This window comes from Komagataeibacter sp. NFXK3, from assembly GCF_054182245.1.
The window spans coordinates 361,070-387,561 of sequence record NZ_JAPIVJ010000002.1; the positions used below are offsets into that span (position 1 = coordinate 361,070).

General features: G+C 64.2%; 22 protein-coding genes and 1 tRNA gene. 16 read left to right on the forward strand and 7 right to left on the reverse strand.

Features of this window, described 5'->3' with window-relative positions; all coding sequences use genetic code 11:
- Positions 1-35 precede the first annotated feature (35 nt).
- Together OQZ28_RS03900 and OQZ28_RS03905 are read right to left on the reverse strand one after the other, a co-directional pair.
- Positions 36-2,120, reverse strand: a complete 2,085-nt coding sequence (locus OQZ28_RS03900; RefSeq protein WP_458135191.1) for a S9 family peptidase — start codon at positions 2,118-2,120, stop codon at positions 36-38.
- A gap of 24 nt (positions 2,121-2,144) precedes the next feature.
- Positions 2,145-2,996 (reverse strand): NUDIX domain-containing protein, encoded by an 852-nt coding sequence (locus tag OQZ28_RS03905; RefSeq protein WP_458135192.1) that lies wholly within the window; start codon positions 2,994-2,996, stop codon positions 2,145-2,147.
- A 129-nt stretch (positions 2,997-3,125) separates the two neighbouring features.
- Between OQZ28_RS03905 and OQZ28_RS03910 the strand changes: the two genes are divergently transcribed.
- From OQZ28_RS03910 to OQZ28_RS03930, 5 genes are all read left to right on the forward strand, one after another.
- The gene (locus tag OQZ28_RS03910; protein ID WP_458135193.1) at positions 3,126-4,949 is read left to right on the forward strand and encodes an ABCB family ABC transporter ATP-binding protein/permease; all 1,824 of its coding nucleotides are present in this window, start codon (positions 3,126-3,128) and stop codon (positions 4,947-4,949) included.
- A gap of 101 nt (positions 4,950-5,050) precedes the next feature.
- On the forward strand, positions 5,051-5,317 hold the full coding sequence (locus OQZ28_RS03915) for a hypothetical protein (RefSeq protein ID WP_130730536.1): 267 nt from the start codon (positions 5,051-5,053) through the stop codon (positions 5,315-5,317).
- 178 nt (positions 5,318-5,495) lie between these two features.
- Positions 5,496-5,795, forward strand: a complete 300-nt coding sequence (gene rpmB, locus OQZ28_RS03920; protein WP_061272153.1) for a 50S ribosomal protein L28 — start codon at positions 5,496-5,498, stop codon at positions 5,793-5,795.
- 206 nt (positions 5,796-6,001) lie between these two features.
- A complete protein-coding gene (fusA, locus tag OQZ28_RS03925) occupies positions 6,002-8,089 on the forward strand; it encodes an elongation factor G (RefSeq protein WP_130730535.1) in 2,088 nt (695 codons plus the stop codon).
- Positions 8,090-8,781: 692 nt separating this feature from the next.
- Positions 8,782-9,090, forward strand: a complete 309-nt coding sequence (locus tag OQZ28_RS03930) for a hypothetical protein (protein ID WP_458135194.1) — start codon at positions 8,782-8,784, stop codon at positions 9,088-9,090.
- 117 nt (positions 9,091-9,207) lie between these two features.
- Here the strand turns inward: OQZ28_RS03930 and OQZ28_RS03935 are convergent, their stop codons facing one another.
- Positions 9,208-10,098, reverse strand: coding sequence for an MBL fold metallo-hydrolase (locus OQZ28_RS03935; RefSeq protein WP_458135195.1), 891 nt, complete (start codon positions 10,096-10,098; stop codon positions 9,208-9,210).
- The gene (locus OQZ28_RS03940) at positions 10,079-12,883 is read right to left on the reverse strand and encodes a phosphoenolpyruvate carboxylase (RefSeq protein ID WP_458135196.1); all 2,805 of its coding nucleotides are present in this window, start codon (positions 12,881-12,883) and stop codon (positions 10,079-10,081) included. Before OQZ28_RS03940 ends, OQZ28_RS03935 begins: the two co-directional genes overlap by 20 nt.
- A gap of 157 nt (positions 12,884-13,040) precedes the next feature.
- On the opposite strand from OQZ28_RS03940, the gene OQZ28_RS03945 reads away from it, so the two are divergent.
- From OQZ28_RS03945 to OQZ28_RS03985, 9 genes are all read left to right on the forward strand, one after another.
- Entirely contained in the window at positions 13,041-14,336 is a 1,296-nt protein-coding gene (locus OQZ28_RS03945) for a DUF445 domain-containing protein (RefSeq protein ID WP_130730532.1), read from the forward strand.
- Between the two features lie 121 nt (positions 14,337-14,457).
- Entirely contained in the window at positions 14,458-14,919 is a 462-nt protein-coding gene (locus tag OQZ28_RS03950; protein WP_458135197.1) for an SUF system Fe-S cluster assembly regulator, read from the forward strand.
- Positions 14,920-14,938: 19 nt separating this feature from the next.
- Positions 14,939-16,429: a Fe-S cluster assembly protein SufB gene (sufB, locus tag OQZ28_RS03955; RefSeq protein ID WP_110568847.1), complete on the forward strand. Its 1,491-nt coding sequence runs from the start codon at positions 14,939-14,941 to the stop codon at positions 16,427-16,429.
- A 15-nt stretch (positions 16,430-16,444) separates the two neighbouring features.
- Positions 16,445-17,218 carry a Fe-S cluster assembly ATPase SufC gene (sufC, locus tag OQZ28_RS03960; RefSeq protein ID WP_061272166.1) on the forward strand — a complete coding sequence of 258 codons (774 nt, stop codon included), beginning with the start codon at positions 16,445-16,447 and terminating at the stop codon, positions 17,216-17,218.
- Entirely contained in the window at positions 17,215-18,489 is a 1,275-nt protein-coding gene (sufD, locus tag OQZ28_RS03965) for a Fe-S cluster assembly protein SufD (protein WP_458135198.1), read from the forward strand. The genes sufC and sufD overlap by 4 nt, the downstream gene beginning before the upstream one ends.
- Entirely contained in the window at positions 18,489-19,739 is a 1,251-nt protein-coding gene (locus OQZ28_RS03970) for an aminotransferase class V-fold PLP-dependent enzyme (RefSeq protein WP_458135199.1), read from the forward strand. Before sufD ends, OQZ28_RS03970 begins: the two co-directional genes overlap by 1 nt.
- Before the next feature lie 9 nt (positions 19,740-19,748).
- Entirely contained in the window at positions 19,749-20,177 is a 429-nt protein-coding gene (sufU, locus tag OQZ28_RS03975) for a Fe-S cluster assembly sulfur transfer protein SufU (RefSeq protein WP_458135241.1), read from the forward strand.
- Between the two features lie 7 nt (positions 20,178-20,184).
- The gene (locus OQZ28_RS03980) at positions 20,185-20,646 is read left to right on the forward strand and encodes an SUF system Fe-S cluster assembly protein (protein WP_458135200.1); all 462 of its coding nucleotides are present in this window, start codon (positions 20,185-20,187) and stop codon (positions 20,644-20,646) included.
- Between the two features lie 20 nt (positions 20,647-20,666).
- A complete protein-coding gene (locus OQZ28_RS03985; protein ID WP_130730528.1) occupies positions 20,667-21,047 on the forward strand; it encodes a HesB/IscA family protein in 381 nt (126 codons plus the stop codon).
- A 105-nt stretch (positions 21,048-21,152) separates the two neighbouring features.
- On the opposite strand, the gene OQZ28_RS03990 is transcribed toward OQZ28_RS03985, so the two are convergent.
- The 3 genes from OQZ28_RS03990 to OQZ28_RS04000 all read right to left on the reverse strand — a co-directional run bounded on the left by OQZ28_RS03990 (position 21,153) and on the right by OQZ28_RS04000 (position 24,686).
- The gene (locus tag OQZ28_RS03990) at positions 21,153-22,427 is read right to left on the reverse strand and encodes a class I SAM-dependent RNA methyltransferase (protein ID WP_458135201.1); all 1,275 of its coding nucleotides are present in this window, start codon (positions 22,425-22,427) and stop codon (positions 21,153-21,155) included.
- 11 nt (positions 22,428-22,438) lie between these two features.
- Positions 22,439-24,019, reverse strand: a complete 1,581-nt coding sequence (locus OQZ28_RS03995) for a DEAD/DEAH box helicase (RefSeq protein WP_458135202.1) — start codon at positions 24,017-24,019, stop codon at positions 22,439-22,441.
- A 214-nt stretch (positions 24,020-24,233) separates the two neighbouring features.
- The gene (locus tag OQZ28_RS04000) at positions 24,234-24,686 is read right to left on the reverse strand and encodes a CopD family protein (RefSeq protein ID WP_458135203.1); all 453 of its coding nucleotides are present in this window, start codon (positions 24,684-24,686) and stop codon (positions 24,234-24,236) included.
- 153 nt (positions 24,687-24,839) lie between these two features.
- Here OQZ28_RS04000 and OQZ28_RS04005 point away from each other — a divergent pair, with 153 nt between their 5' ends.
- Positions 24,840-26,285 carry an NAD(P)H-hydrate dehydratase gene (locus OQZ28_RS04005; protein WP_458135242.1) on the forward strand — a complete coding sequence of 482 codons (1,446 nt, stop codon included), beginning with the start codon at positions 24,840-24,842 and terminating at the stop codon, positions 26,283-26,285.
- Between the two features lie 81 nt (positions 26,286-26,366).
- Positions 26,367-26,451, forward strand: a tRNA-Leu gene (locus tag OQZ28_RS04010).
- Positions 26,452-26,492 lie beyond the last annotated feature (41 nt).

The following is a 26,492-nucleotide window of genomic DNA, read 5'->3' on the forward strand; positions in this document are numbered from 1 at the left end:
CTACTTATGCTAACGCGCCCGTGTGCGGAAAGACATTAATCCTGTCTGGCGGGTGCCGTATCGATCGCCCACAGGGCAAAGGCGTGGATCAGGGCGGCTTCCTTGAGGGAGTCGAAGCGCCCCGTGGCCCCCCTGTGCCCGGCCTCCATGTTGGTGCGCAGCATGATGGGGCGCTCCGAGCGGTTATTGGCGCGCAGGCGGGCCACCCATTTGGCGGGCTCCCAGTAGGTTACGCGCGGGTCGGTCAGGCCGCCCATGGCCAGTATGGCGGGGTAGGCGCGCGGGGCGACCTGCTCATAGGCGGCGTAGCTGGCAATCAGGTCATAGGCTGCCACATCTTCCAAAGGGTTGCCCCATTCGGGCCATTCCGGTGGTGTCAGTGGCAGCGACGCGTCAGACATGGTGTTGAGTTCATCCACAAACGGCACCACGGCCACGATGCCCGCAAACAGGTCGGGCCGCATGTTGGCGATGGCCCCCATTACCATTCCACCAGCGGAACGTCCATCAGCCACGATGCGGCCGGTCGCGCCAAAGCCCTCGGCCACAAGGGTTTCGGCACAGGCGATGAAATCGCTGAACGTGTTGGGCTTGTTGCGCCCGCGCCCGCCAAGGAACCAGTTCCAGCCCTTTTCCGAGCCGCCGCGCACATGGGCAATGGCGTAGAACCAGCCGCGATCGATAAGGCTGAGCGTGCGGGTGGAAAAAACCGGGTCGATGGCATGGCCATAGGCGCCATAGCCATACAGCAGCAGTGGGGCCGAGCCATCGATGGGCGTGTCATGGCGGCCCAGTACGGTTACCGGCACCAACTCGCCATCCGCTGCCCGCGCCATGAGCCGCCAGCAGCGGTACTGCGCCGGGTCGTGGCCCGAGGGCACCTCCTGCCGTTTGAGCAGGGTCTCGGCCCCGCTCACCATGTCACGCGCATGCCACGTGCGCGGGGTGGTGGGGGACTGGTAGATGTAGCGCAGCTCGGTGGTGTCGTATTCGTACCCGCCCACCAGTGTCAGGTCATAGGCGGCTTCATCGGGTTCAAGGGCCTCGGTTGCGCCATCCACGCTGCGGATGATGATGCGCGTATTGGCATCGCGTCGCTCGCGCCAGGCGAGGTGGCCCGACCAGACCATGCACTCCGTGATGTAGCGGCCCGGCTCATGGGCCACGAGGTCGCGCCAGTTGGCGCGCGCAGGTGCCGCATCGGGCGTGATCATGAGCTTGAAGTCATACGCGCCATCGGCATTGGTCAGGATGATGAAATCCGTGCCCTGATGGTACAGCCCGTACATCAGCCCCGTCTCGCGCACGCTGGCGCAGCGTGGTGCCGCCTGCGGGTCGTGGCCGGGGATGAGCCAGGATTCGGAGGTGTCGTGGTTGCCGCTGGTGATGATGATCCACCCGCCCGAGCGCGTGGTCTCCACGCCCACGAAAAAGCCGGGATCGGCTTCCTCATACACCAGCGTGTCGCGCTCCTCGCCAATGCGGCGGCGATAGACGCGGGCCGGGCGGCCATGGCTGTCGCGCCAGACCCAGAACAGGAAGGCGCTGTCGGGCGAGAACACGAACGCCCCGCTACAGTTCTCGACCAGGGGCAGGGGGGCTTCGCCGCCTGCCAGCCTGCGGATGTGGATGCGGTAGATTTCCGAGCCCTGCGTATCCTCCGCATGGGCGAACAGGCTGTGGTCGGGGCTGTGGGCGGCAGCGGCGACTGCGTAATATTCATGCCCCCTGGCCGCTTCATTCACGTCCAGCAGCACTTCCTCCGCTGCCGGGGTGGCGGTGGGGTAGCGTTTATAGACCGGGTACTGCGCGCCGGCCGTGTAGCTGGTCTGGTAGCAGTAGGGGCCATGCGGGGTGGGCGGATAGGTGTCATCCGCCTGCATGCGGCCCTTCATCTCGGCCACCAGCGTGTCCTGCAACGCGTCCGTGCCGGACAGGACGGACTGCGTATAGGCGTTTTCCGCCCGCAGGTGCCCGGCAATGTCGGGGCGCAGCAGCGTGGGGTCGCGCAGCACTTCCTGCCAGTTATCATCCTTCATCCACGCATATTCATCGTGCCGGGTGCGGCCAAGCTGCGTGATGGCGTGGGGGATCTGGCGGGCAATGGGGAGCGTGGTCATCGCATGGTCCTCGGGGGCAGGGGTTCAGGCGGAGCGGGGGGCGTGCCAGCCGGTCAGGCCCTGGCGCAGGCGCTGGCCTTCGGGGCTGGCGGCATCGATCATACCCGTGCGCAGGAACAGGTCGATCAGCACGAGGTTGACGTTGAACTTGAACGCATCCGTGTCACGCACTAGCGTATAGGCTTCCTCGATCGGGATCAGGCGGAATTCCTCCACTTCCCCATCGGCGGGAGTGGGCACGAAGTCGGGCGGCAGTTCGAGTTCGAAGCAGTGCAGCACGTCGCGCCGCAATCCCTCGGGGCGGTCGAGCGCGTAGCGGATATCGGCAGTGGGGCGGGCGCGCTGCACCAGTTCTGCTGGCAGGCTGGCTTCCTCCGCCGCTTCCTTGAACAGGGCTTCGGCCGCCGTATGGCCTGCCGGTATGCCGCCTGCCACGAGGTGGTCGAGCTTGCCGGGGTCGAGGCGCTTGGTCATGGAGCGCCGCGCGATCCACAGATGCAGGCCGTGGGGCAGCCTGACCAGTCCATTGAGGTGCACGCCCGCCGCCATCAGCCCAAACAGCGGCAGCGCGCCCCGGTCGATGCGGGCCACGGGGGGCAGGGCCATGTCGGTCCAGACATCGAACAGCTCATGGTGCGAGCGGTACACGCCTGCCTGCGCCATGGCCTCGCCAATGGCTTCAAGCCGGGCGGGGTCGGCAAGGGTAACGGTGTCGCCCGCATGGGTCATGCCGTGTTCAAGCAGCGCCGGCAGCAGGGCGGGCTGCACCCAGCCCGCGGGGGCATGCCCCAGCCGGAACTCCAGCCGCCCGCCGGGCAGCACCGCCGTGTTGCAGGCGGCGATATGACGAAAGAAACCTTCAAGGCTGCGTGACATGTTCCATCCCTGTCCTTCGGGTTGAGGGTGGCATAACGGCTGCCCCCCGGCCTGACAATGCCACCCCGCGCCATGGCCGGGTGGGAATATGGGTTGCAAAACAGGCGGCGTGTGCCACATGCCGGTGCTATGGCTGTTTCCCCCACGGCCCGGCCCGACATGCCGGAGCGCTCCGCCGCCGCCACCCTGCGCGGCCTGTTACCCTATCTGTGGCCGCGCCATGACCTGCGCACCCGCCTGCGCGTGGTGGGCGTATGTCTGCTGCTCATCGCGGCCAAGGTGGCCACCATTGGCGTGCCCTATGCATATAGCCGCGTGATCGATGCGCTCCAGCCGCATGCGGGGGGCGTTGCCATGATGCCGCTCCTGCTGATCGTGGGGTATGGCCTGCTGCGCATGGCCGCCGCCGGACTGGGCGAACTGCGTGATGCCCTGTTCGCCCCGCTGCGCTACCGTATCAGCCGGATTGCGGCCATGCAGAGCTTTACGCACATGCACAGGCTCTCGCTGCGCTTTCACCTCAACCGCCAGTCGGGCGGGGTGACGCGGGCGATTGCGCGCGGCACGGAAGCCATCGAGACGCTGCTGCGCGTGGGCGTGTTCAACGTGGTGCCCACGCTGATCGAGGCGCTGATGGTCATCCTCGTGATCTGGAGGTTGTTCGACTGGCGCTATGCCGTGGTGATGCTGGCGGCGGTGGCGGCCTATGTGGCGTTTACCATCAAGTTCACCTCATGGCGCATCGGCCTGCGCCGCCAGATGAACGAGATCAACAGCGAGGCGAGCTGGAAGGCGCTCGACAGCCTGCTCAACTACGAGACCGTCAAATATTTCGGTAACGAGGAACACGAGCGCCAGCGCTACGAGGATGCCCAGGCCCGCTACGAGCAGGCCGCCATCCGCACCCAGATCTCGCTCAACGGGCTCAATTTCGGGCAGGCGGCGATCATTGCCGTGGCCCTGATCGCGGTCATGCTCATGGCCGGGCGCGATGTGGAGGCAGGCCGCATGACGGTGGGGCACTTCGTGCTGGTCAATACCTACCTCATGCAGCTTTACCTGCCGCTCAACTTCCTGGGCAGCGTGTACACCTCGCTGCGCAATTCACTGGTCGACCTCGAGCACATGTTCGGCCTGATGGATGAACGCGCCGACATTACCGATTCCTCGCACGCCCTGAGCCTGCCCGCACGGCTGGACGAGGCGCCGGCCGCCGATATCCGCTTCGAGGACGTGCATTTCAGCTATCGCCCCGACCGCGAGATCCTGCGGGGCATCAGCTTCCATGTGCCCGCGGGCCACCGGGTGGCCATCGTGGGGCCGACGGGGGCGGGAAAGTCCACCATCAGCCGCCTGCTGTTCCGCTTCTATGACGTCACGGTGGGCCGCATCGTGGTCGATGGCCACGACATACGCGACTACACGCAGGCTGCCCTGCGCGGGGCCATTGGCGTGGTGCCGCAGGATACCATCCTGTTCAACGACACCATCGGCTACAACATCGCCTATGGCCGCCTTGGCGCCTCGCAGGCGGAGGTGGAGCAGGCGGCAAGGCTCGCCTGCATCCATGACTTTATCATGAGCCTGCCCGAAGGCTACGCGACAAGGGTGGGCGAGCGTGGGCTCAAGCTCTCGGGTGGCGAGAAGCAGCGCGTGGCCATTGCGCGCACCATCCTCAAGAACCCGCGCGTGCTGCTGCTTGACGAGGCGACGAGCGCGCTCGACACCGGCACCGAGCACGAAATCCAGACCGCCCTGCGCGCGGTGGCCGCCAACCGCACCACGCTCATCATCGCCCACCGGCTCTCCACCATCGTGGACGTGGATGAAATCCTTGTGATGGGACATGGCCAGATTCTCGAGCGCGGCACGCATCGCGCCCTGCTTGAGCGCGGCGGCCTGTATGCAGGCATGTGGGCGGCCCAGGCGGAGGAGGATGCCGAGCGCGGGTGAAGCCCCTCACGCAGGCTTGTGACCCCTTTCATGCCCGCCCCGCACTGGTCAGGGGCGGCAAGGCGGTACATATCAGGGATAACGCGAAAAGGAGCCGTGACATGACGGACAAGACCAACACGCCCCCCGAGGGCGACGCCATCCCCCCCGAACTGAGCCATTGCGGCGCGGTGGTGGACAAGGCCATCGAATACATGCTGGGCGAGAACCTGCCGCCCATGGCCATAGCCTCCGCCCTGCTGGGCGGCTCGCTGGGCCTGCTGTCGCGCACCATGGGGCGCGAGGCCATGCAGGGCCTGCTTGAAAACGCGCTGCACAGCGTGCAGGCGGGCGAACTGCACCCCGACCATGAAGGCGGGGCGGCCTGAACAGGGGCCACGAAAGGGCTGGAACGGGGTCGTTTCAGCCCTTTTGCACACAAAATATGCCGAATCATGCTTATGCGTCTTGACGGATGGCGGTGGTTTGGCGATAAGCCGCGCCTAATCTAGACGATCCTTGCCGGGCATTTATGCCTCGGCCAAAGTTATATCCGAGGATGATAAAATGTCTCGCCGCTGCCAGATCACAGGCAAGGGCGTGCTGACCGGTAACAACGTCAGCCACGCCAACAACAAGTCCCGCCGCCGCTTCCTGCCCAACCTGCAGGAAACCTCGCTGCTGTCCGATATCCTCGGTACGGCCGTTCCCCTGCGCATGACCACCAACGGGCTGCGCACGGTCGAGCACAATGGCGGGCTGGACTCGTTCCTGCTGTCCACCCCGAACCGCAAGCTGACGCCGGAAGCCATGACGGTGAAGCGCCGCATCCTGCGCGTTCAGGAAAAGAAGGCCGCCGTGGCCTGATACGTTCCGGGCTGCTTCCCCGCTATTGCGGGGAAATGGCCCGGCGCTGTCAAAAAGCCTGACTGAAGTCTGGCGCATTGTTCCGCTGTGCCGGTCTGCGTCGTCCAGGTTGAAAGAGACTGAGGGCGGAAGCAGCTTACGGTTCCGGCAGGCGCGAAAGGGAAAGGTTCCCCTTCGCGCCCGTGTTGTCTTGTGGAGGTTCTCCCGTGTCCGCCAAGTCTGATCTGTCCCTGATTCGCAATATCGGTATTACCGCGCACATTGATGCCGGCAAGACCACCACCACCGAGCGTATCCTGTATTACACCGGTGTGTCCCACAAGATCGGTGAGGTGCACGAAGGCAACACCACCACCGACTACATGGCGCAGGAGCGTGAGCGTGGCATCACGATCACCTCGGCTGCCGTGACGTGTGAGTGGGAAGGTCACCGCATCAACATCATCGACACCCCGGGCCACATTGACTTCAACATCGAAGTCAACCGCTCGCTGCGCGTGCTCGATGGCGCGATCTTCATCATCGAAGGCGTTGCCGGCGTGCAGCCGCAGTCCGAGACCAACTGGCGTCTGGCTGACCGCTACAACGTGCCGCGCATCATCTTCATCAACAAGCTCGACCGCACGGGCGCCAACTTCTACAACGCGTTCGACACGCTGAAGGAGAAGCTGGACATCGTGGCGATTCCGCTGCAGCTGCCCATCGGCGCGGAAGAGAACTTCGTTGGCGTGGTCGACCTGATCGAAATGCGCGCCATCGTGTGGGAAGGCGGCGAGCTTGGCGCGAAGTTCCACTACGAGGAAATCCCCGCCGACCTGAAGGAAAAGGCCGCCGAAGCGCGCCAGAACCTGCTCGACACCGCGCTGTCCGTTGATGACGCCGCGATGGAAGAATACTTCGACAAGGGCGACGTGGACGTTGCAACGCTCAAGCGCTGCATCAAGAAGGGCACCATTGCCGGTGACTTCCGTCCCGTGCTGTGCGGCACCGCCTTCAAGAACAAGGGCGTGCAGCCCCTGCTCGATGCCGTGATCGACTTCCTGCCCGCGCCGAACGACGTGGAAGGCATCCGCATCGCTCCGCCGGAAGACGAAGAAGTTGACGAGAACAAGCTGCCGATCATCCCGGTTGACCCCGATGGCAAGTTTGCTGGCCTCGCCTTCAAGATCATCAACGACAAATACGGCACGCTGACCTTCGTGCGTGTTTACCGTGGCGTGCTCAAGACCGGTGATACGGTGCTGAACACGACCAAGGGCCACAAGGAGCGTATCGGCCGCATCTACCAGATGCATGCCGACAAGCGCGAGGAACTGTCTGAAGTGCACGCAGGCGACATCGCCGCCTTCGTGGGCCTCAAGGACAGCCAGACCGGTGACACGCTTGCCGACCCGGCCGACCCCGTGGTGCTCGAGCGCATGACCTTCCCGATCCCGGTCATCGACATCTCGGTCGAGCCGAAGACGAAGGACGGCGTGGAGAAGATGACGCTGGCGCTGCAGAAGCTGTCTGGCGAAGATCCCTCCCTGCGCCTGAAGACCGACCAGGAAACCGGCCAGACCATCCTGTCCGGCATGGGCGAGCTGCATCTCGACATCATCATCGACCGCCTGCGCCGCGAATATGGCGTGGATGCGAACATCGGCGCGCCGCAGGTGGCGTATCGTGAAACGATCACCAAGCCGCATGTCGAGACCTACACCCACAAGAAGCAGTCGGGTGGTTCGGGTCAGTTCGCGGAAGTGAAGATCGAGTTCGCGCCGGTCGAGCGTAACGAAGGCATCTCCTTCGAGAACAAGGTCGTTGGCGGCACGGTGCCCAAGGAATACATCCCGGCGGTGGACAAGGGCATCCAGGCCCAGGCCACGACCGGCGTGCTCGCGGGCTTCCCCACGGTGGACTTCAAGTTCACGCTGCTCGACGGCAAGTACCATGATGTCGACTCCTCGGCGCTGGCGTTCGAAATCGCAGCCAAGGCCTGCTTCCGTGAAGGCATGAAGAAGGCCGGTCCGGTCATTCTCGAGCCGATCATGGATGTGGAAGTGACCACGCCGAACGATCACGTGGGTGACGTGGTGGGTGACCTCAACCGCCGCCGTGGCATGATCCAGAGCCAGGAAACCGCAGGGTCCACCGTCATGGTCCGCGCTTCCGTGCCGCTGAAGGAAATGTTCGGCTACATCTCGCACCTGCGCTCCATGACCAAGGGCCGTGCATCCTTCACCATGCAGTTCCATCACTACGATCCGGTGCCCCGCAATGTTGCGGAAGAGATCATGGCGCAGTCCGCCTGATCTTTCTCGAAAGAGAGTGCCTGAAAAAAAGCCGGCCCCTGCGAGGGGGCCGGTTTTTTTTTGTATGAAAAACAGGGCTTGGGGAGGCATGGCCCTTTAAGGGCAGCACGCACCGTTGGGCGCAGATAAATGTCAGGTGCTGGGCAGGCTGGCAGGTTTTTCGGCTGGGTCTGGTGTCCTGCCATGAAGCAGGTTCAGGAATGCTCACAGTTAACCGATACGCACTAGATCAGTGAGGGGGACGCCTGCACGCCCAATGAACATTGAAGATATTACCGGACGATAAGAGTGCCGACGCGAATTTTAAGGTGAAAATGGCCACAAATTATTTTTTATTCGTATTTTTGAAATAAAAAGAATTAATTTTATTATTTTTTTCATATTATTATGTGTAAATATTGATAGATGTGCGGGAGATATAGAAAAACCTGAATACAAATATTTGATAAATATGTAAGAATAAAAAATACAGTAAAATACGATGGTTTTTACGCATTCTTGGTTAAGGGTGGAAGTTATAAGCCAAAAAAATCTTTATGATAATGGTTAAAGCTATGATCGATTCGAAGTATTCATGGCAAACACTGTAATACTTTTATATGCAGTAATTGGAAAAGAACAAAATCAAAAAGCTATTATATTGGCGTATCCATGGATGTTGGCGGAAATGCTTATAATAACATGGATATACGGTGAATGGAGAGAAAAAATATACCAATGTGGTCGATGTTGATGACGGAACACGTTGCTATGGAGAAAATATTAATGCCGGGCGCGCAAGCCCAAGCTGTAATTATAAAACAAATGCAGCGTTTCCATTAAGCCTGAACCAGCCATCCAAAATAGTGTTCGTTTCCGAAAAACCCTCTGTAATACAATTCAACGATGTTATCGTGCCTACGGAAGCCCATGCATTACTTGATCGTGTGTGGCAGGAGGCAGCGCCTGAACCCCGCAGCAGAAGCACAGCCGGACGCCCAGGCACAATAAATCCATCATGACCGCCCCAGGCGGCAGCCCGAAGCAGTCAGAACGGTCCGAAGCGTGATCCACCGTCACGCGGGGTGGGGATCAGTATCGCGCTCCAGCGACCGGGATGTCCCGCTCCGGCCACATCCTCAACCCTTTATATGCATACCTTGCTGCGGGAGGATTCTGGTCCACAGGTTTTCCTGTAGCCGGACCTTCCCGTCTTCAAGCAGTTTTTCAAGGTGCGCCTGCAGGTTTAGCCGTGCCGCCCGGTGCAGGGCAGGGCGCAGGTTGTGGTACAGGCTGTCCACGATTTCATCGAGCGTGCTCGGCCGGGCAGGCAGCAGCGCCATGATGCTGTCCTCGCGCGCCATGCGGTGGGCCACAAGCCCGTCAATGCAGGCTTCCACCCGGGTTATGGCGGGGCCATGCGCAGGCAGCAGCAGGCGGGCGTTACGGGTGCGTACAGAGTCCATGCTGCGCAGGAACTGCCGCACCGAGCCATAGGGTGCGGGCGGGATCATGGTGGTGGACCAGCCCATGATATGGTCGCCGGTAAAGATGATGCCATCCGCCGTTTCAAGGCAGATATGGTCGCTGGCATGGCCGGGCGTGTACAGCACCCGCAGGCCCGCAATCCGGTCGCCATCGCGCAGGCCGATATCGGGTGTGAAATCCGGGTCTTCGCTGGCATGGAACCCACAGACCGGAATGCCCAGGCGCTGCCCCAGCGGGCGGGCGCCATCAAGGTGGTCATGATGGGTATGGGTCAGGATGATGTGGGTCAGCGGCCGCTCACCCGCCGCCGCCACAAGGGCGTCCAGATGCGCGGGCTTCGCGCTGCCGGGGTCTATGAGCGCGCAGCCGCCATCATGTTCCACCAGCCAGCTATTGGTGCCATTGCCGGTCATGGGGCCGGGATTATGGGCGACCACCCGCCTTATGGCGGGTGTCTGGGGCAGGGGGGTTTCATAGGGTGGGGGCGGTTCGCTGACCCGCCACCCGTTGCGCGGCGCAGGCTTAGCCAAATGCGCCAACATGGTGCATCACGCCGGTGCTGATTTCACGCACCATCTGGAACAGGCGCTGCATCGGTTCGAATATTTCGGTGTATTCGCGGCTGTAGGTGCCTTCCTGCCGGGGGCCGTGTGGCTCGTGGAAATCGAGGTCGAAGCTGCCATCGGAGCGGTAGGGGAAGATCTGCTCCAGTTCCTTGAGCACGGCGGGCACTTCAAGGCACAGCACCTTCAGCGTCATGACATCACGCGAGAAGGCATGCCGGGGCGAGAAGTAGGGCACGCGGGTGGAAAGCAGCCAGATCTGCTCGATCAGCGCGATGCGGATGGCGTGCAGCAGCAGCTCATCGGGCTGCATGCGCGGGGCTTCGGGCCAGGCGCGGCGCAGGGCGAGATGGTCGGACTGGATGCGGCGGAACATGGCCTGCGTGGACGCCCAGAAATCAAGCTGCTCCAGCCCGTGCATCAGGGTCAGGCAGGCTTCCTGCGCGCCCGCGTCGCGCTGGGCGGTGGCGCGTTCCAGCCACATGTCGGGGTCAAGCAGGCGGATCACGCCGCGCAGCACCCCATGGTCGGAATGGGCCAGGCCGTGGGCTGCGAAATCCATCGCGCGGCGGAAGCGCGGGCTCTCGGCCAGGTATTTCTCGAAGGTTTCGGGGTGGCGGGCCGCCGCCGTGCCCAGCCCCTGCAACGTGTTCGCGCACCAGGCCAGCTGTTGCAGGATGGCGTTGTTGGGAATGGCGCGAAGCTGGCTGGGGTGCTTGATGCGCGTGACCGTGGAGGCGGCATCGCTCTGCCGCGCCGAGGGGCGCGAGCCGGTCTTGTCGATCAGCGAGGGGCCGAAGGCGCCGAGCAGGGCGGCATAGCCGGGGTCTTCCACCAGCCCGGTCATGCCATTGGCGATGGTGGAGAAGAAATCGGCCGAGAAATCCGGCTCGTCATAAACCGGGTCGCGGTCAAGCGCGCTTGTGGCAAAGGCGTGCTCGGCAATGATGCTGACCGTGGCATCGGCCAGGGTCTGGGTGCCGAACAGAAGGTAGCCATCCCCGCCCTGGAAGGCGGTTTCCTCACGGAGCTGGATGCCTGCGCGGGTGTAGCGGGCACGCGCATGTGGCGGCGAGAGATAGTCGAATCGGTCGGCCAGCCGGTAGGGATGCGCGCCGCGGCCGATGCTCTCGCCATGCGTGTCGAACAGGATCACCTCGACAAAGGCGAGATCCCATTTGCGCAGCAGGTCGCATACCTTGATGCGCAGCCGCTCGATCAGGTAGGTCGCGGCCAGCTGCCCCACATACCGCCCGGAATCGGAGAAGCCGAACTGCAGGCTCAGCTTGCGCGTGCGCTGCAGGTAGGCGCGCCAGTGCGGCGAGCGCAGGGCCTCCTCGATGATCTGTTCGCCGTTTTCCAGCGCATCCTGCGTCTCGAACAGGGGCGAGATCTCGATCATGTCCTCCACGCCATACAGCCGCGCCAGCCACAGCGCGGTAAGCAGGGTGTAGCCGGTCTCGGTCTCGGCAATGAGGAAGCGGATGGGGCTGGTGCGGTCGATATGGCGCAGGATCTGGCGCACCGTCATCATCAGCCGGCCCGCGCTGGCCTGTTCCATCAGCAGCGAGCCGAAATCGATCTCGACCGGTTCCACCGTGTCCAGCGCCTCGTTCATGCGGCTGATCAGCGCGCGGCGCTGGGCGGGAATGTCGGGGTTGTCGGTAATGTGGAGGCGCTGGCGGGCGATGTTGTGCAGCTGTGTCGCGTTGAGGCGCGTATGGGTATGCGCGGCGGAAAGCCCGTGCGCCATGAAGCCCGCGCGGGCGACCGTCAGCGCCATCTTGTCCTCGGCGGTGGCGGCGTCGATCGCCTCGCTGAAGGTCGCGCGCAGGTCGTTGCTGCTGGTCAGGGCCTCCGTGCTGCGGTTGATCAGCACATCGGCAAAGCGCGACACGCCTTCGGGCTCGGGGCCGGTGGGGCAGGCGGCGATCTGGGCGGCCACGGCCTCCAGGGCCGTGGCCACGCGGGCCTGCAGGTCGTTTGAGCACGAGGCGACGGGCTCGAGCTGGGCCTGCAGGCGGCCCAGCTGCAGCTGCTTCATGCGCAGGCGCAGGCGCAGCGTGTCCCACCAGCCGATATCGGTGCGGCCATCGGTGTCGTAGCCCACCCAGCTGGTCATGATGATGGGGCGCGGCACCAGCGTGGACCACAGCTGCGGCCAGTGGGTGCGCGCCTCTGACAGCAAGATGGTGTTGAGCCGGTCGAGCGCATTGCGCCCGCGCAGTATGGCCTGGGTGGCGAGCGTGAACTCCTCATCCAGCGTGGGCGGCCCCACGCGCCGGTGCGTGAGGAAGGCGGGAACGTGGTCGGGCGCGGTCGCGGGGTTGGTGGAGGCCAGATCGGCCAGCGCCTCATAGACCGGGTTGGCCAGCGCGAAGGTGGGGTGCGCGGTAAACACGGCGGCAAAGCGGCTGCGCTCGATGGCGGCGCGGAAGCGCGCGATGGGTACCGGGCTGTCAGTGGGGTCGGGCTGCACGATGTGGCGGGCGACGTTGCGCATGCGCGTGGTCACGGCCTGTTCATCCGGCCCGTCGAGGTAGGTGGCAATGTGGTGGGCGCGGCCGGCAAAGGCGCGGTCGCGCAGCAGGCGCACGATGTCCTCCACCGTGCCCATCGGCAGGGCGCCGCTGGTCATCTGCCTGCCAATCTGGCGGGCAAGCGCCATGACAGGACTGCCCGATGCGGTCTCATCGTGGCTTTCGATCAGCTGTCTGGCCTGCTGGAGCAGGTCGGACACATTCCGCGCGGCGGCTTCGGTCATCGGGTTGTCCTGTCATGAAAGGTCGTCATGGTTCTGCCTTCCAAATCCCATGTTCGGCGGCGGGCCGCAATGTCCCGCATGGCTTATTCATGTCTATTTGAGGCGTTATATCGAGTGTTGCTTGGGCTGGCGGGGAGACAATGGTATCAGTGGCTTCATGAATGGTATTCCACAAACGGACCAGGATGCGCGGCGCACCCTGCTGCGCTACAAGCGGTCCGCAACGGGCCTGCTGGTCGGCATGGCGGGGCTTACGGTGGCAGGCTACGCCCTGCCGCAGATGGGCTGGCTGGCCGATCGGCCCTGGCTCGAGATCCTGCGCTCGGGCACCAAGGCGGGCGTGGTGGGTGGCCTGGCGGACTGGTTTGCCGTGACCGCGCTGTTCCGCAGGCCGATGGGGCTGCCGATTCCGCACACCGCCATCCTGCCCGCCCAGAAGGAGCGGCTGGCGCAGGCGCTCGGGCGCTTTGTTTCCAACAACGTGTTTACGGAAAAGGAAGTGGGAGCGGCCTTCAGCCGCATCGACCTGCCTTCGCTCATTGGCAATATCCTCCAGGAGCCCGAAACCGCCGAGATGGTCAATCGCGCCGTGCTCGGTTCCGTGCCCCACGTGCTTGACCGGCTGGAAGATGGGCGCGCAAGTTCCGCCATCGCCAGCCTGCTGCCCACCCTGCTGGGCGGCGAGGAGATCGCCCCCATCGTGACCCGCAGCCTGCGCGCGATGGTGGATGGCGACTGCCACCAGGAGGTGCTGTCCTTCCTGCTCTCAAGGCTCAAGGAAGGGATCAAGGCCAAGGAGCCCGCCCTGCGCATGATGATCGAGGACCGCGTGCGCGAGCAGGGCGGCCGCGTGCTGGGCTGGGCCATTGGCGGCTCGATCGCAACCAAGGTGCTGCTGGCCGCCAGCCAGGAACTCGACCGCATCGACCCGCAGAACTCCGAGCTGCGCGAAGGCTTTACCACATGGGTGCGTACCGAGATCGACCGGATCGAACTCGACCCCGTGCGGCGCGGCGAGATTACGGATGCGGTGATGGGCGTGCTGAGCCATGACAGCGTGCGCGGCTGGAGCAGCGATGTCTGGCGCCGCCTGCGCGGCGTGATTGAAGAGGATATGAACAAGGGCGAGGCCAGCTGGGTCGCCACCCTGGTGCGCGACGCCCTGCAGCGCCTGGCCGACCAGATGTACAATGACGCCGCCATGCGCAAGCGCGTGGAAGACGCCGCGCGCAACATGATCGTGGGCAGCCTGCCCTTCCTGCGCGATCGCATGTCGCGTTTTATTTACTCGGTCGTGAATGGCTGGGATGCAGAAAGCCTGAGCGACCGGCTGGAACTGCGTGTGGGCAAGGATTTACAGTATATCCGGCTTAACGGCACGCTGGTCGGTTTTCTGGCGGGGTGTGGCTTGTCCGTGTTATTACAGCTGATATTCGGAACCGGGATCGGCTAGGGCATGCCTGTGTTACGATTGGACTTGACGGCGCCCGGCTGGTAGCCCATCTGAAACTTCAGGAAACAGTACTGTTCTGGTCCAATTATGGATGCAGGCTCAGGACGTACGGGAGAGCGGAATGCTGAAACTGTCGAAACTGACCGATTACGCCGTGGTGGCTCTGGTCCGGCTGGGGCAGAAGAGCGAGGTCACCACCTCGCCTGTCCTGTCGCGTTCGACCGGCATTCCCGAACCCACGGTGGCGAAGGTGCTCAAGATTCTGGCGACACAGGGCATCGTGACCTCGCAGCGCGGCGCGCGCGGTGGTTACAGGCTGGCCCAGCCGCTTGAGGACATCTCGATCGCGGCCGTGATCCAGGCCATTGATGGCCCCATATCGCTCACCACCTGCGTTGATGGCGGCGATTGCGACGCGCGCTCCACCTGCGGGCTGGGCGGGCAGTGGGATATGGTCAATGCCGCCATCCGCCATGCGCTTTCAGCCATTACGCTGGCAGACATGAAGAACCATACAGTAACCGACAGACTGGGCGGCCTGCACGTGCCGCCCATGCCCGACGGGCCCGAGGCCACGGCCTGATACAGGGGAGGAAAGACACATGCCGGCAGTAGCCGAAACCCGCAAGACGGTCGAAACCCTGGGCCAGAACACCTATAAATGGGGGTTCGAGACCGATATCGAGATGGATATCGCCCCCAAGGGCCTGAATGAGGACACGATCCGCCTCATCTCCAGCCGCAAGAACGAGCCTGAATGGCTGCTGGAATGGCGCCTGAAGGCCTACCGTTCGTGGCTGGAAATGCGCGAGCCGACCTGGGCCAAGGTCCATTACCCGCCCATCGACTACCAGGACGTGCATTACTACGCCGCCCCCCGCAAGAAGCCGGGCCCCAAGTCGCTTGAGGAAGTCGACCCCGAGCTGCTGCGCACCTACGAGAAGCTGGGCATCCCGCTGCACGAGCAGGCGATGCTGGCCGGCGTGGAACTGCCCGAAGGCGAGGAAGCACGCCCGCCGGTCGCGGTCGACGCGGTGTTTGACAGCGTGTCCGTCGCCACCACCTTCCGCAAGACATTGCAGGAAGCGGGCGTGATCTTCTGCCCGATTTCGGAGGCGGTACAGGAGCACCCCGAACTCGTGCGCAAATATCTCGGCTCGGTCGTGCCGGTGACGGATAATTTCTACGCTGCGCTGAACGCCGCCGTGTTTACCGATGGCTCCTTCGTGTTCGTGCCCAAGGGCGTGCGCTGCCCGATGGAACTCTCGACCTATTTCCGCATCAATGCCCGCAACACCGGGCAATTCGAGCGCACGCTGATCATTGTGGAGGATGGCGCGTCCGTCTCCTACCTCGAGGGCTGCACCGCGCCGATGCGCGACGAGAACCAGCTCCATGCCGCCGTGGTCGAGCTGGTGGCGATGGAAGATGCCTCGATCAAGTATTCCACCGTGCAGAACTGGTACCCCGGCGATGAGAACGGCCGCGGCGGCATCTACAACTTCGTGACCAAGCGCGGGGCGTGCCGTGGCGCGCGCTCCAAGATTTCATGGACGCAGGTTGAAACCGGCTCGGCCATTACGTGGAAGTATCCGTCGTGCATCCTGCAGGGCGAAGGCTCGGTGGGGGAGTTCTACTCGGTGGCCGTGACCAACAACCACCAGCAGGCCGATACCGGCACCAAGATGATCCATATCGGGCGCAACACGCGCTCGACCATTATTGCCAAGACCATCAGCGCGGGCCAGTCGGACAGCACCTATCGCGGGCTGGTGCGGATGATGCCCAAGGCCTCGGGCAGCCGCAACTTCACCCAGTGCGACAGCCTGCTGATCGGCGATCGCTGCGGGGCACATACCGTGCCCTATATCGAGAACCGCAACATGTCCGCGCGCGTGGAGCATGAGGCAACAACCTCCAAGATATCGGAAGACCAGCTGTTCTACTGCCGCCAGCGCGGCCTGTCGGAAGAAGATGCGGTTGGGCTGATCGTCAACGGATTCTGCAAGGACGTTCTGAAGGAACTGCCGATGGAATTCGCCGTGGAAGCCCAGAAGCTTCTGCAGATCAGCCTAGAAGGCAGCGTGGGCTAACAGGGATTCAAAGACGTGAGCAAGCAATTCGTAAGCATCAATGGCCTGTGCGCCCGCATCGATGATGGGGAAGCCCACAAGGAAATCCTGCGCGGGGTCGACCTCGAGATTCCGGCAGGCGAGGTCCATGCCATCATGGGGCCGAACGGCTCGGGCAAGTCCACCCTGTCCTATGTGCTGGCCGGGCGCGAGGATTATGAGGTGACCGGCGGGTCCGCCACCTTCAAGGGGCAGGACCTGCTCGCACTCGAGCCCGAAGAGCGTGCGGCCCTTGGCCTGTTCCTTGCGTTCCAGACACCGGTGGAACTACCGGGCGTGAACAACGCCAACTTCCTGCGCACCGCCGTCAACGCCGTGCGCCGCGCGCGCGGCATGGACGAGCTTGATGCCGTGGCCTTCCTCAAGGCCGTGCGCAAGGAGACCAAGCATCTGTCCATGTCTGACGAGATGCTCAAGCGCAACGTGAATGTCGGCTTCTCGGGTGGCGAGAAGAAGCGCAACGAGGTGCTGCAGATGCGCATGCTCCAGCCGTCCTTCGCCATCCTTGACGAGACCGATAGCGGGCTGGACATCGACGCCCTGCGCATCGTGGCCGAGGGCGTGAACTCGCTGCGCTCGCCCGATTTCTCGGCGCTGGTCATCACCCATCACCAGCGCCTGCTGGACTATATCGTGCCCGACCGCATCCATGTCATGGCCAAGGGCCGCATCATCCACAGCGGTGGGCCGGAACTGGCCAAGCAGCTTGAGGCGCAGGGTTACGCCCAGTTCCTCTCGGAGGCGGCGTGAACGCCATCGCACCGGTCGGGATCAATCCTTCCGCCTTTCTCGACCGGGGTGAAGGTGCGGGCAATGCCGCGCGGCGCAAGGCCGCCGAGTACCTGCGCACGGTGGGCCTGCCGCGCGCGGGCGTGGAGGCGTGGAAATACACCTCGCTGCGCGCGCTGGCCGATGTGCCGTTTACTGATGCACCGCGCGATGTCGATGTCGGCGCGGTCGATACGCTCCTGGCCGAGGTCGAGACCATCTCGGGCCTTGGGGCCGGGGCCAGTCGCGCCGTGTTCGTCAATGGCCGTTTCGATGCCGGGCGCTCGCGCCTGCCCCAGGGGGTGAAGGTTGAAGCCCTTGACCCGGCAAGCGAGCTCCGTGATGGAATCGACCCGGCAGGCGACGTGACCACCGCGCTCAACACCGTGCTGGCGGATGACGGGCTGGCGCTGGTCGTGCCCGCAGGGGTTGATGCAGGCTGCCTGCTGCTGGTCAGCATTGGCCTTGCAGGCGAGGATGCGCCGGTTTCCTTTCACCCGCAGCACCGCATTGTGGTGGAAAAGGGCGGCAGGCTGGCCGTGCTCGATGCCGCCGTGGGCAGGGGCTATTACCTGCATAACCCGCTTTATGACATTACGGTGGAAGAGGGCGGCTACCTGTCGCATGCCCGCATCCAGGCGGAGGGCAAAAAGGCGCTGCACCTTGCGGTCAGCCACGCCCGCGTTGCCAGCCGAGGGGTGTATGACAGCTTTACGCTCACGCTTGGCGCCAGCCTGTCGCGCCATGAGGTGCATGCGGGGCTGAATGCGCCGGGGGCCAGCGTGCATGTCAACGGCGCGCAGCTTCTGGCGGGCCACCAGCATGGCGACCTGACCAGCGTGATCACCCATGCCGCACCGGACTGCATCTCGCGCCAGACGGTCAAGAACGTGCTGGCCGACCATGCGCGCGGCGTGTTCCAGGGCAAGATCCATGTCGAGCGGATTGCCCAGAAGACCGATGGCTACCAGATGAACCAGGCGCTGCTGCTGTCGGATACGGCCGAGATCGATGCCAAGCCCGAACTCGAGATCTATGCCGATGACGTCAAATGCAGCCATGGCGCCACCGTGGGCGCGCTTGATGATGACCAGCTTTTCTACCTGCGCAGCCGTGGCATCCCGAATGAGGCGGCCCGTTCCATCCTGATCCGCGCCTTTTTGCATGATGTGGTGGACCAGATCGACGATGCGCGGCTGAAAGACAGCCTGAACCTTGCGGTGGAAGCCTGGTGGAAGCGGGAGGTCGCCTGATGGACCAGAGCGTCATCACGCCCACGGATGCCGCAGGCAGCCTGCGCCATGTCCGCGCCGACTTTCCCATCCTGAGCCAGAAGGTGCATGGCAAGGATCTGGTGTTCCTTGACAGCGCCGCCTCGGCCCAGAAGCCCCGGCAGGTGATCGACTGCATGGCCGACACCATGCGTACCCAGTACGCCAACATCCATCGTGGCCTGTACTGGATGAGCGAGCGCACCACCGAGGCGTATGAGGCCGTGCGCGACCAGGTGGCACGCTTCCTGGGGGCCGCCGCGCGGGAGGAAATCGTTTTCACCCGCAACAGCACCGAGGCCATCAACCTCGTGGCCCATTCCTATGGCGGGCTGCTGAAGCCAGGGCAGGTTGTGCTGGTGTCCGAGATGGAACACCACGCCAACCTCGTGCCGTGGCAGATGCTGCGTGATCGCACGGGCGTTGAACTGCGCATCACCCCCATCACCAATGACGGGGCGCTGGACATGGAGGCGCTGGAGGCCAACCTGGCTGATCGCAGGGTGGCGCTGGTGGCGATCACCCACATGTCGAATGTGCTGGGTACCATTACCGATGCCCGCGCCATCATCGACATGGCGCATGCGGCGGGGGCAAAGGTGCTGCTTGATGGCAGCCAGCTTGCCGTGCACCGCCGGGTGAACGTGCAGGAGCTGGGCGCTGATTTCTATGTCGTGACCGGGCACAAGCTGTATGGCCCCACCGGCATTGGCGTGCTGTGGGCGCGACGTGAGCTGCTGGAGGCGATGCCGCCTTTCCTTGGCGGTGGCGACATGATCTCCACCGTGTCGTTCGAGCGCTCGACCTGGGCGAACGTGCCGCATAAATTCGAGGCGGGCACGCCTGCCATCATCGAGACCATTGGATTGGGTGCGGCCCTTGCCTATATCGAGTCCATCGGGTTTGACGCGATTGGTGCGCATGAGGATGCGCTGACGGCCTACGCGCTTGAGGCGCTGGGCAACGTCAACGGGCTGAAGGTGATTGGCACGGCGCCGCAGCGTGGCGGGGTGATCTCGTTCACCATGAAGGATGTCCATCCGCATGATATCGCCACCCTGCTTGATCGCAATGGCATTGCGGTGCGGGCGGGCCATCACTGCGCCGAGCCGCTCATGCGCAGGCTGGGTGTGACGGCTACGGCGCGGGCGAGTTTTGGCATCTACACCACGCCGGAGGAAATCGACTTTCTGGCCGCAACGCTGGAACAGATCCGTGGCTTTTTTGTCTGATGGCAGATGATGGCGCAGGATGATCTGTACCGCACCGTGGTGCTGGAGCGGGCCAGGGCACCGCAGCATGCCGGACCACTCCCTGCGGCCACGCTGAACGGGCAGGGGTCCAACCCGCTGTGTGGCGACCGGGTGCAGTTGCATGCGGTGCTGGACGGGCAGGGGCGGATCGAGGCGATCCGGCATGAAACGCGGGGCTGTGCCATCTGCGCTGCCTCCGCCGACCTCATGGCCGGGCGTGTAACGGGCCAGGACCGCGCGCATGTGGGTAGGCTGCACGCGGAGCTGGTCGAGGCGGTTGAAACCGGCACGGCCCCGGCGGGCCTGGGTGAGCTTGCGGCCTTTGCGCCGCTGCACCAGCACCGTTCGCGCAGGCGTTGCGCCCTGCTGCCGTGGTCGGCACTGATTGATATGCTCAATGATGATAAAGACAGGTGAAAGTCTCATGGACGAGAAAAATCAGGTAGAGCCTGCCATCGGCATGGCGGAAGAGACCGGGCATTTTTCCCTTGAGGCCAGCGATGCGCCTGCCCCGAAAGCGGCCCCCGTATCGGCCTGGACACCGGATGGCGAGCAGCCCGCTGCCCCCGCAGGCAAGGCGGCCATGCCCGATGAGGACTCGGTGATCGAGGCCATCGCCACGGTGTATGACCCCGAAATTCCGGTCAATATTTACGAACTTGGCCTGATTTACGCCATCGACCTGCATGAGGATGGATCGGTCAAGGTCGAGATGACGCTCACGGCCCCCAACTGCCCCAGCGCGCAGGAACTGCCCGTGCAGGTGAAGGAAGCCGTGGAAAAGATCGAGACGGTGACCACTGCCACGGTCGAGATCGTGTGGGAGCCGCCATGGGACATGTCGCGCATGAGCGAAGATGCCCGCCTTGCCCTGAACATGTTCTGAACCCTCAAGGGGACTGTGCCATGACCGAACACCAGACAGCCACACCCGCAAAAGCCCCCGCCCGCCGCGCCCTGCCGCCGCTCATGACATTGACGGACCGGGCCGCCGCCCGGCTGGAAAAACTCTACCAGACCAAGAACGCAGGCCACCTGCTGCGCATCGCGGTTTCAACCAAGGGCTGTTCGGGCCACGCCTATGACATGAGCTTTGTGGAAAAGGCTGGCCCCGGTGATGAAGTGGTGGTGGACAAGGGCGTGACCCTGCTGGTGGACCGCAAGGCCACGCTGTTCCTGATCGGCTCGGTCATGGATTACGAGGTCAAGCAGCTTGAATCCGGCTTTACCTTCACCAACCCGAACGAAAAAGGCCGCTGTGGCTGCGGGGAAAGCTTCCACGTCTGATTGCCGCAGATAGAAATGTGAGTTTTTGGGTGCCGCCTTTTTGCAAAAAGGCGGCATTTTTTTTAAGCTTTTTGAAAAAAGCTTCACCAAAAACTTTTGCCTGTTTTAGCGCCGGTGATTTTTGCCCGTACCCGGCAGCTTGAGCACGCACACGGCCTCGACCTCGGTTGACCACAGGAACTGGTCGATCACCGTCAGGCGCTCCACCTGGTAGCCGATCTGTTGCAGCGGCGTCAGGTCGCGCTGCAGGGCAACCGGATTACAACTGACATAAATGAGATGGCGCGGCCTGCCCGCCACGACCTGCGCCATCTGCGCGCCTGCGCCCGCATGGGGCGGATCAAGCACCACGGCTGCGGCCTTGGCCAGTTCGGCCGCCATGACAGGCTGGCGGTTCAGGTCGCGCAGCGCGGGCAGCACCCGGGTGCCACCACTGGCCTGCTTGAGGCAGCCGAGCGCCGCCCGGTCCCCTTCATAGGCCAGCACCTTGGCATGGGCGGCCAGCGCGAAGGACAGCGTGCCACAGCCAGCATAAAGCTCGATGATGCCTGCTTTCAGCCCCTTGGTGGGGAGTGCGGTCAGCACGGCTTGCCTGATGGCATCCTCACCAGCGCGGGCAGGCTGGAGAAAGGCACCGGGCGGCGGTGTGACGCGCACGCCATCAAAATGATGAAAGACCGGCCCGTTCAGCGCCAGCGTTTCAGGCGGCGAGCCACCCAGCGAGATGCGCGGTATGCCATGCGCCTTGCTGAACTGGGCCAGAATGCGCCGGTCATTGGCATCCGGCTTGCCATCCATCGTAACCAGCAGGTCCGGCCCGCTATCGAGCAGGTTGATCTGCAGGTCGCCACCCGCATGCACGCCGGGCAGAGAATGCAGCATGTCGCGCAGCGGCGAGAGCAGGGCGAACAGGGCGGGGTCAAGCAGGGTGCACGCGGTCATGTCCACCACATCGCCCCGGCGGCGATGCAGCCCGAGCACGATGTGCCTGCCTTCACGGCGGAAGGCCAGATCAACGCGCCGCCGCCCCTGCGGGGCAACCTGCACGGTGGCAGGCGTGGGAATGGTATCAAAGCCCGCGCGATGTAGCGCCCCGGTTACGCGCCCCGCCTTCCATGCCAGCAGGGCGGGTAGCGTCATCTGCTGCACGCGGCAGCCACCGCACTGGCCAAACAGGGCGCAGGGCGGCGTGACCCGGTCCGGGCTGGGGGTAATGATGCGCTCAAGGGCCGCGTGACTGCCCTGAATTGCGCCAAGCGCCACCTCATCGCCCGGCACGGCGCCGGGGATGAATATTCGTCCTGCCGGGGTCTCGGCTATGCCATCCCCGTCATTGCCAAGCGCCACCACCTTGGTGGCACCGGCCATGTCGTGTTCCATGCTGGCGCTGTTTATTCGTCAGCCGGGACGACGGGCTTTTCCCGGCGCGGCAACTGCATGAAGGCCGGGACATCATCGCCAAACCCGATAATGGTATGGTCAGGGGCGGCTGGCAGCAGGCCCTGATCGCGGCGGCCTGCGCCCGAGGCAGGCGCGGAACGGCTGCGCGAAGGCTTGGGCGCGGGTGCGGCTTCCTCAACCGGGGCAGCAGATGCAGCCGATGTGGGTGCCGGGGCCGGGGTGGCCGCGTTGCTCTTGCGGCGCGAGCCGCCTTCCGTGCGGGATTTGCGACGACCGCCCGCGGGGCGTGGCTCATCCGACCATTCAAGGTTATCCACGCCTTTGACCTCAATTCGGGGTATGGGTTTGCCCGTCAGTTTCTCGATGGCCTGGGCCAGCGCTTCCTCGTCGGGGGTGGCGAGGCTGTAGGCATGGCCGGTGCGGCCCGCACGACCGGTACGGCCGATTCGGTGCACGTAGTCCTCGGCATGGAACGGCAGGTCGAAGTTGAACACATGCGACAGGCCGCCAATGTCGATGCCGCGTGCCGCGATGTCGGAGCAGACGAGGATTTGCAGTGCGCCCGACTTGAACGCCTCAAGGGTGGAGAACCGGACCGACTGCGGCAGGTCGCCATGCAGCGCGCCGGCTGAAAAACCATGCTTGATCAGCGATTTGCACAGCACATCCACATCACGCTTGCGGTTACAGAACACGATGGCGTTCTGCATGTCCGCCTCACGCAGCAGCTTGCGCAGCGCGCGGCGCTTGTCCGCCGCATCGACAATGGCAAGCCCGGTCTCGATGGTGGACGCCACGGAGGAGGGGCGGCTGACCGTAATCTCCTTGGGGTTGCTCAGGAACGCATCGGCCAAGCGGCGGATTTCAGGCGCCATGGTGGCCGAGAAGAACAGCGTCTGGCGCAGCGGTGAGAGCATGCCCACGATCTTCTCGATATCGGGGATGAACCCCATGTCGAGCATGCGGTCGGCCTCGTCGATCACCAGCAGTTTCGTCTGGGTCAGCAGCAGCCCGCCGCGCTCGAACAGGTCGATCAGGCGGCCCGGCGTTGCAATCAGCACGTCCACGCCGCGGTTGAGCACTTCCTTCTGCTCGGCCATGCTCTCGCCGCCAATCAGCAGCGCATGGGTCAGCTTGAGGTGCTTACCGTAATTGACGAAATTCTCGGCAACCTGCAGTGCGAGTTCGCGCGTGGGCTCAAGGATCAGCGAGCGCGGCATGCGTGCCCGGGCGCGTGAGCCCTGAAGGATCTCGAGCATGGGCAGGGTAAACGACGCCGTCTTGCCCGTGCCGGTCTGGGCCACGCCCAGCACGTCGCGGCCCATCAGCACATAGGGGATGGCCTGCGCCTGGATGGGGGTGGGATGACGGTATCCCATTTCATCAATGGCGCGCTGGATGGGCTCGGACAGGCCGAGTTCCGAAAACAGGGGCAGCGCCTCTTCCTGCGCCGGGGTGGCCTGTTCTGGCGCGTCAGGCGGCAGGGCGGCATCCGTGCTGGTGGCGGGAGCCGGGGCTGCCGCCTTCTTTGCGGAACGGGTCGGGGCGGGGGACGTTTTTTTGGCGCTCAAATTACTCTCGAACGTATCAGCAGATGAATATGGCCCCGTCCGATTGCCACCGTGTCGCGCTGTATCAGGCTGCCGTCCCTGATGTACCTGCAGCAATGCAGGGAAGGGGAGTGTGACACGCAACGGGGATAAACCCCTCAAAGCGCCACATTCCCTGTGCGTATCGAGATTTGCAATGGAAATCAAGGGGGCGTGAGGTTGCACCCCATATTTGTCAGAAAGGATGGGCCAGGCAGGCGGTGATGATGGTCAGGATGCCGATGCCGGTGTTGAGCAGCACCAGCGAGCGGATCGAGTCGAACTGCCCCGGCTGCGGGCGCAGGGCGCGGCGGGCCTTCTGGTAGGGGCCGAAATAGATGCGCGCGAATATGCCCGCCATGATCAGGCCGAACAGTTGCATGAGGTTGATCTGCCACGGCACGAGCGCAAACCCGCCTTCATGCCAGATCATGAGCCAGCCGCTCACCAGCACCATGGGCATGGTGTGCCACACGATGCGGAAGAAGCGGTTCAGCGTCTGCAGATGCACCGAGGCGCGCTGTGTTGCATCAAGCAGGTTCAGGCTGGGCTTGAGCACGAAGGCCGCATACATCATGCCGCCAACCCAGGCCGCCATGCCTGTAATATGGAGTGCGAGCACAAGGCTCCAGACAATGGAAAGGGACATGAAGCCTCCTTGCGGGGGTAAGGAATAAGGAAAACGCTCACCTGCATAAAGCAGGATGCGGGATGCTTGTTTCCTCATTCCTGTATCATGTGCAAGGCCAGTGCGGCAGCCAATTGCCGGGAAAGGGAAAAGAACATGCCCGCGAACGAACAGATGCAAGCCCCTCAGGCCGCCCGCCTGGTGCTGCCCACGCCGGCGCAGATGGGCCAGATCGACGCCGCCGCCGCCCGTAGCGTGCCGGTATCAACGCTTATGGAAAACGCGGGCCGCGCCGTGGCGCGCGCCATACGCCAGCACATGCGCCCGTGCCGGGTGCTGGTGCTGTGCGGGCCGGGCAATAATGGCGGCGATGGGTACGTTGCCGCCCGCAGGCTGGCCGAGCAGGGCTGGCCGGTTTCCGTAGCCGCCCTTGCCATGCCGCGCCCCGGCGGGGACGCGGCGGCCGCCGCCGCCCTGTGGCATGGGCCGATGGTGCCGTTTGCGCCCGAGAGCGCAGCAGCCTTCGACCTGATGGTGGACGCAGTGTTCGGCGCGGGGCTGAGCCGCGATGTGGCGCCCGATGTGCTGGCCGTGCTCGGGGCTGCGCGGCGCATCGTGGGCATCGACATGCCCAGCGGCGTGGATGGGGCGACGGGTGGCGTGCGCGGTGGTGCGGTGCAGGCCGAGATGACCGTGACCTTCTGCCGCCTCAAGCCCGGCCACCTGCTGCTGCCCGGCCGCACGCTGTGCGGCCGCACCGTGCTGGCCGATATCGGCATTCCCGAATCCGCAATCGGGGATGTGCCGATTCGCACCTGGCGCAATGAACCCGGCCTGTGGCGCACGCCGGCCTGCACGGTCAGTTCCTATAAATACAGCCGCGGCGTGGTCAGCATCTGTGGCGGGCGCGAGATGCCGGGGGCGGCCCGGCTTTCCGCCGCGGGCGCGCGCGCGGCGGGGGCGGGGCTGGTGCGGCTGGCCGTGGGCGACAGCGCGGAGGTCTACCGCATGACCGCGCCCGCGGGCCTGATCGTGGATTCCGACCCGCTGGAAACCCTGCTGCAAGACGGGCGCCGCCATGTGTGGGTGTGTGGCCCCGGCCTTTCGGTGGCGGAGGTGGCGGCGGTCTTTCCCGCCCTGGTGGGGGCAGGGCGCGCGGTGATTGCCGATGCCGGGGCCTTCAGCATGGCGGCAGGCCACCCGGAGCGGCTGAAGGGGGCGGCGATCATCACGCCGCATATCGGCGAATTTGCGCGCGTGTTCGGCAAGCCGGGTGCCGACCGGGTGGAGGCCGCGCGCAGGGCCGCCTGCGAGACGGGTGCCGTAACGGTGCTCAAGGGGCCCGATACCATCATTGCCGCGCCCGATGGCCGCGTGGCGATCAATGAACACGCCACCCCCATGCTGGGTACGGCAGGCTCGGGCGATACGCTGACCGGCATCATCGCCGCCATGCTCGCCGCCGGCATGCCCGCGTGGGAGGCGGCGTGCGCGGGGGTATGGCTGCATGGCGATGCGGCGCTGCATGCCGGCGAATGGCCGCTGGCCGAGGATTTCGACCGCCATATCGGCGCCGCCCGCCACCGGGCGGAGGGCATGGCGAAAAAAGTTTTTGGCTGAAAAGCCCAATCCTCTTTCCTTCGCGTCTTGCCCCATGGCCTGTGGTGCGCTAAAGCCGCGCGCTTACAGGCTGGGCACTGTGCGGGCGTGGTGGAATTGGTAGACACGCCAGATTTAGGTTCTGGTGGCGCAAGCCGTGGGGGTTCAAGTCCCTCCGCCCGTACCAATGATCCCGGCAAGTCGCGTTATGCGAGCAGACGTGGTGGC

Coding starts and splice junctions, on each gene's coding strand:
- OQZ28_RS03900 (WP_458135191.1), bottom strand. CDS start 2,120: ATGACCACGCTCCCCATTGCCCGCCAGATCCCCCACGCCATCACGCAG.
- OQZ28_RS03905 (WP_458135192.1), bottom strand. CDS start 2,996: ATGTCACGCAGCCTTGAAGGTTTCTTTCGTCATATCGCCGCCTGCAAC.
- OQZ28_RS03910 (WP_458135193.1), top strand. CDS start 3,126: ATGGCTGTTTCCCCCACGGCCCGGCCCGACATGCCGGAGCGCTCCGCC.
- OQZ28_RS03915 (WP_130730536.1), top strand. CDS start 5,051: ATGACGGACAAGACCAACACGCCCCCCGAGGGCGACGCCATCCCCCCC.
- rpmB (WP_061272153.1), top strand. CDS start 5,496: ATGTCTCGCCGCTGCCAGATCACAGGCAAGGGCGTGCTGACCGGTAAC.
- OQZ28_RS03935 (WP_458135195.1), bottom strand. CDS start 10,098: ATGTTGGCGCATTTGGCTAAGCCTGCGCCGCGCAACGGGTGGCGGGTC.
- OQZ28_RS03940 (WP_458135196.1), bottom strand. CDS start 12,883: ATGACCGAAGCCGCCGCGCGGAATGTGTCCGACCTGCTCCAGCAGGCC.
- OQZ28_RS03945 (WP_130730532.1), top strand. CDS start 13,041: ATGAATGGTATTCCACAAACGGACCAGGATGCGCGGCGCACCCTGCTG.
- OQZ28_RS03950 (WP_458135197.1), top strand. CDS start 14,458: ATGCTGAAACTGTCGAAACTGACCGATTACGCCGTGGTGGCTCTGGTC.
- sufB (WP_110568847.1), top strand. CDS start 14,939: ATGCCGGCAGTAGCCGAAACCCGCAAGACGGTCGAAACCCTGGGCCAG.
- OQZ28_RS03970 (WP_458135199.1), top strand. CDS start 18,489: ATGGACCAGAGCGTCATCACGCCCACGGATGCCGCAGGCAGCCTGCGC.
- sufU (WP_458135241.1), top strand. CDS start 19,749: ATGGCGCAGGATGATCTGTACCGCACCGTGGTGCTGGAGCGGGCCAGG.
- OQZ28_RS03980 (WP_458135200.1), top strand. CDS start 20,185: ATGGACGAGAAAAATCAGGTAGAGCCTGCCATCGGCATGGCGGAAGAG.
- OQZ28_RS03985 (WP_130730528.1), top strand. CDS start 20,667: ATGACCGAACACCAGACAGCCACACCCGCAAAAGCCCCCGCCCGCCGC.
- OQZ28_RS03990 (WP_458135201.1), bottom strand. CDS start 22,427: ATGGAACACGACATGGCCGGTGCCACCAAGGTGGTGGCGCTTGGCAAT.
- OQZ28_RS04000 (WP_458135203.1), bottom strand. CDS start 24,686: ATGTCCCTTTCCATTGTCTGGAGCCTTGTGCTCGCACTCCATATTACA.
- OQZ28_RS04005 (WP_458135242.1), top strand. CDS start 24,840: ATGCAAGCCCCTCAGGCCGCCCGCCTGGTGCTGCCCACGCCGGCGCAG.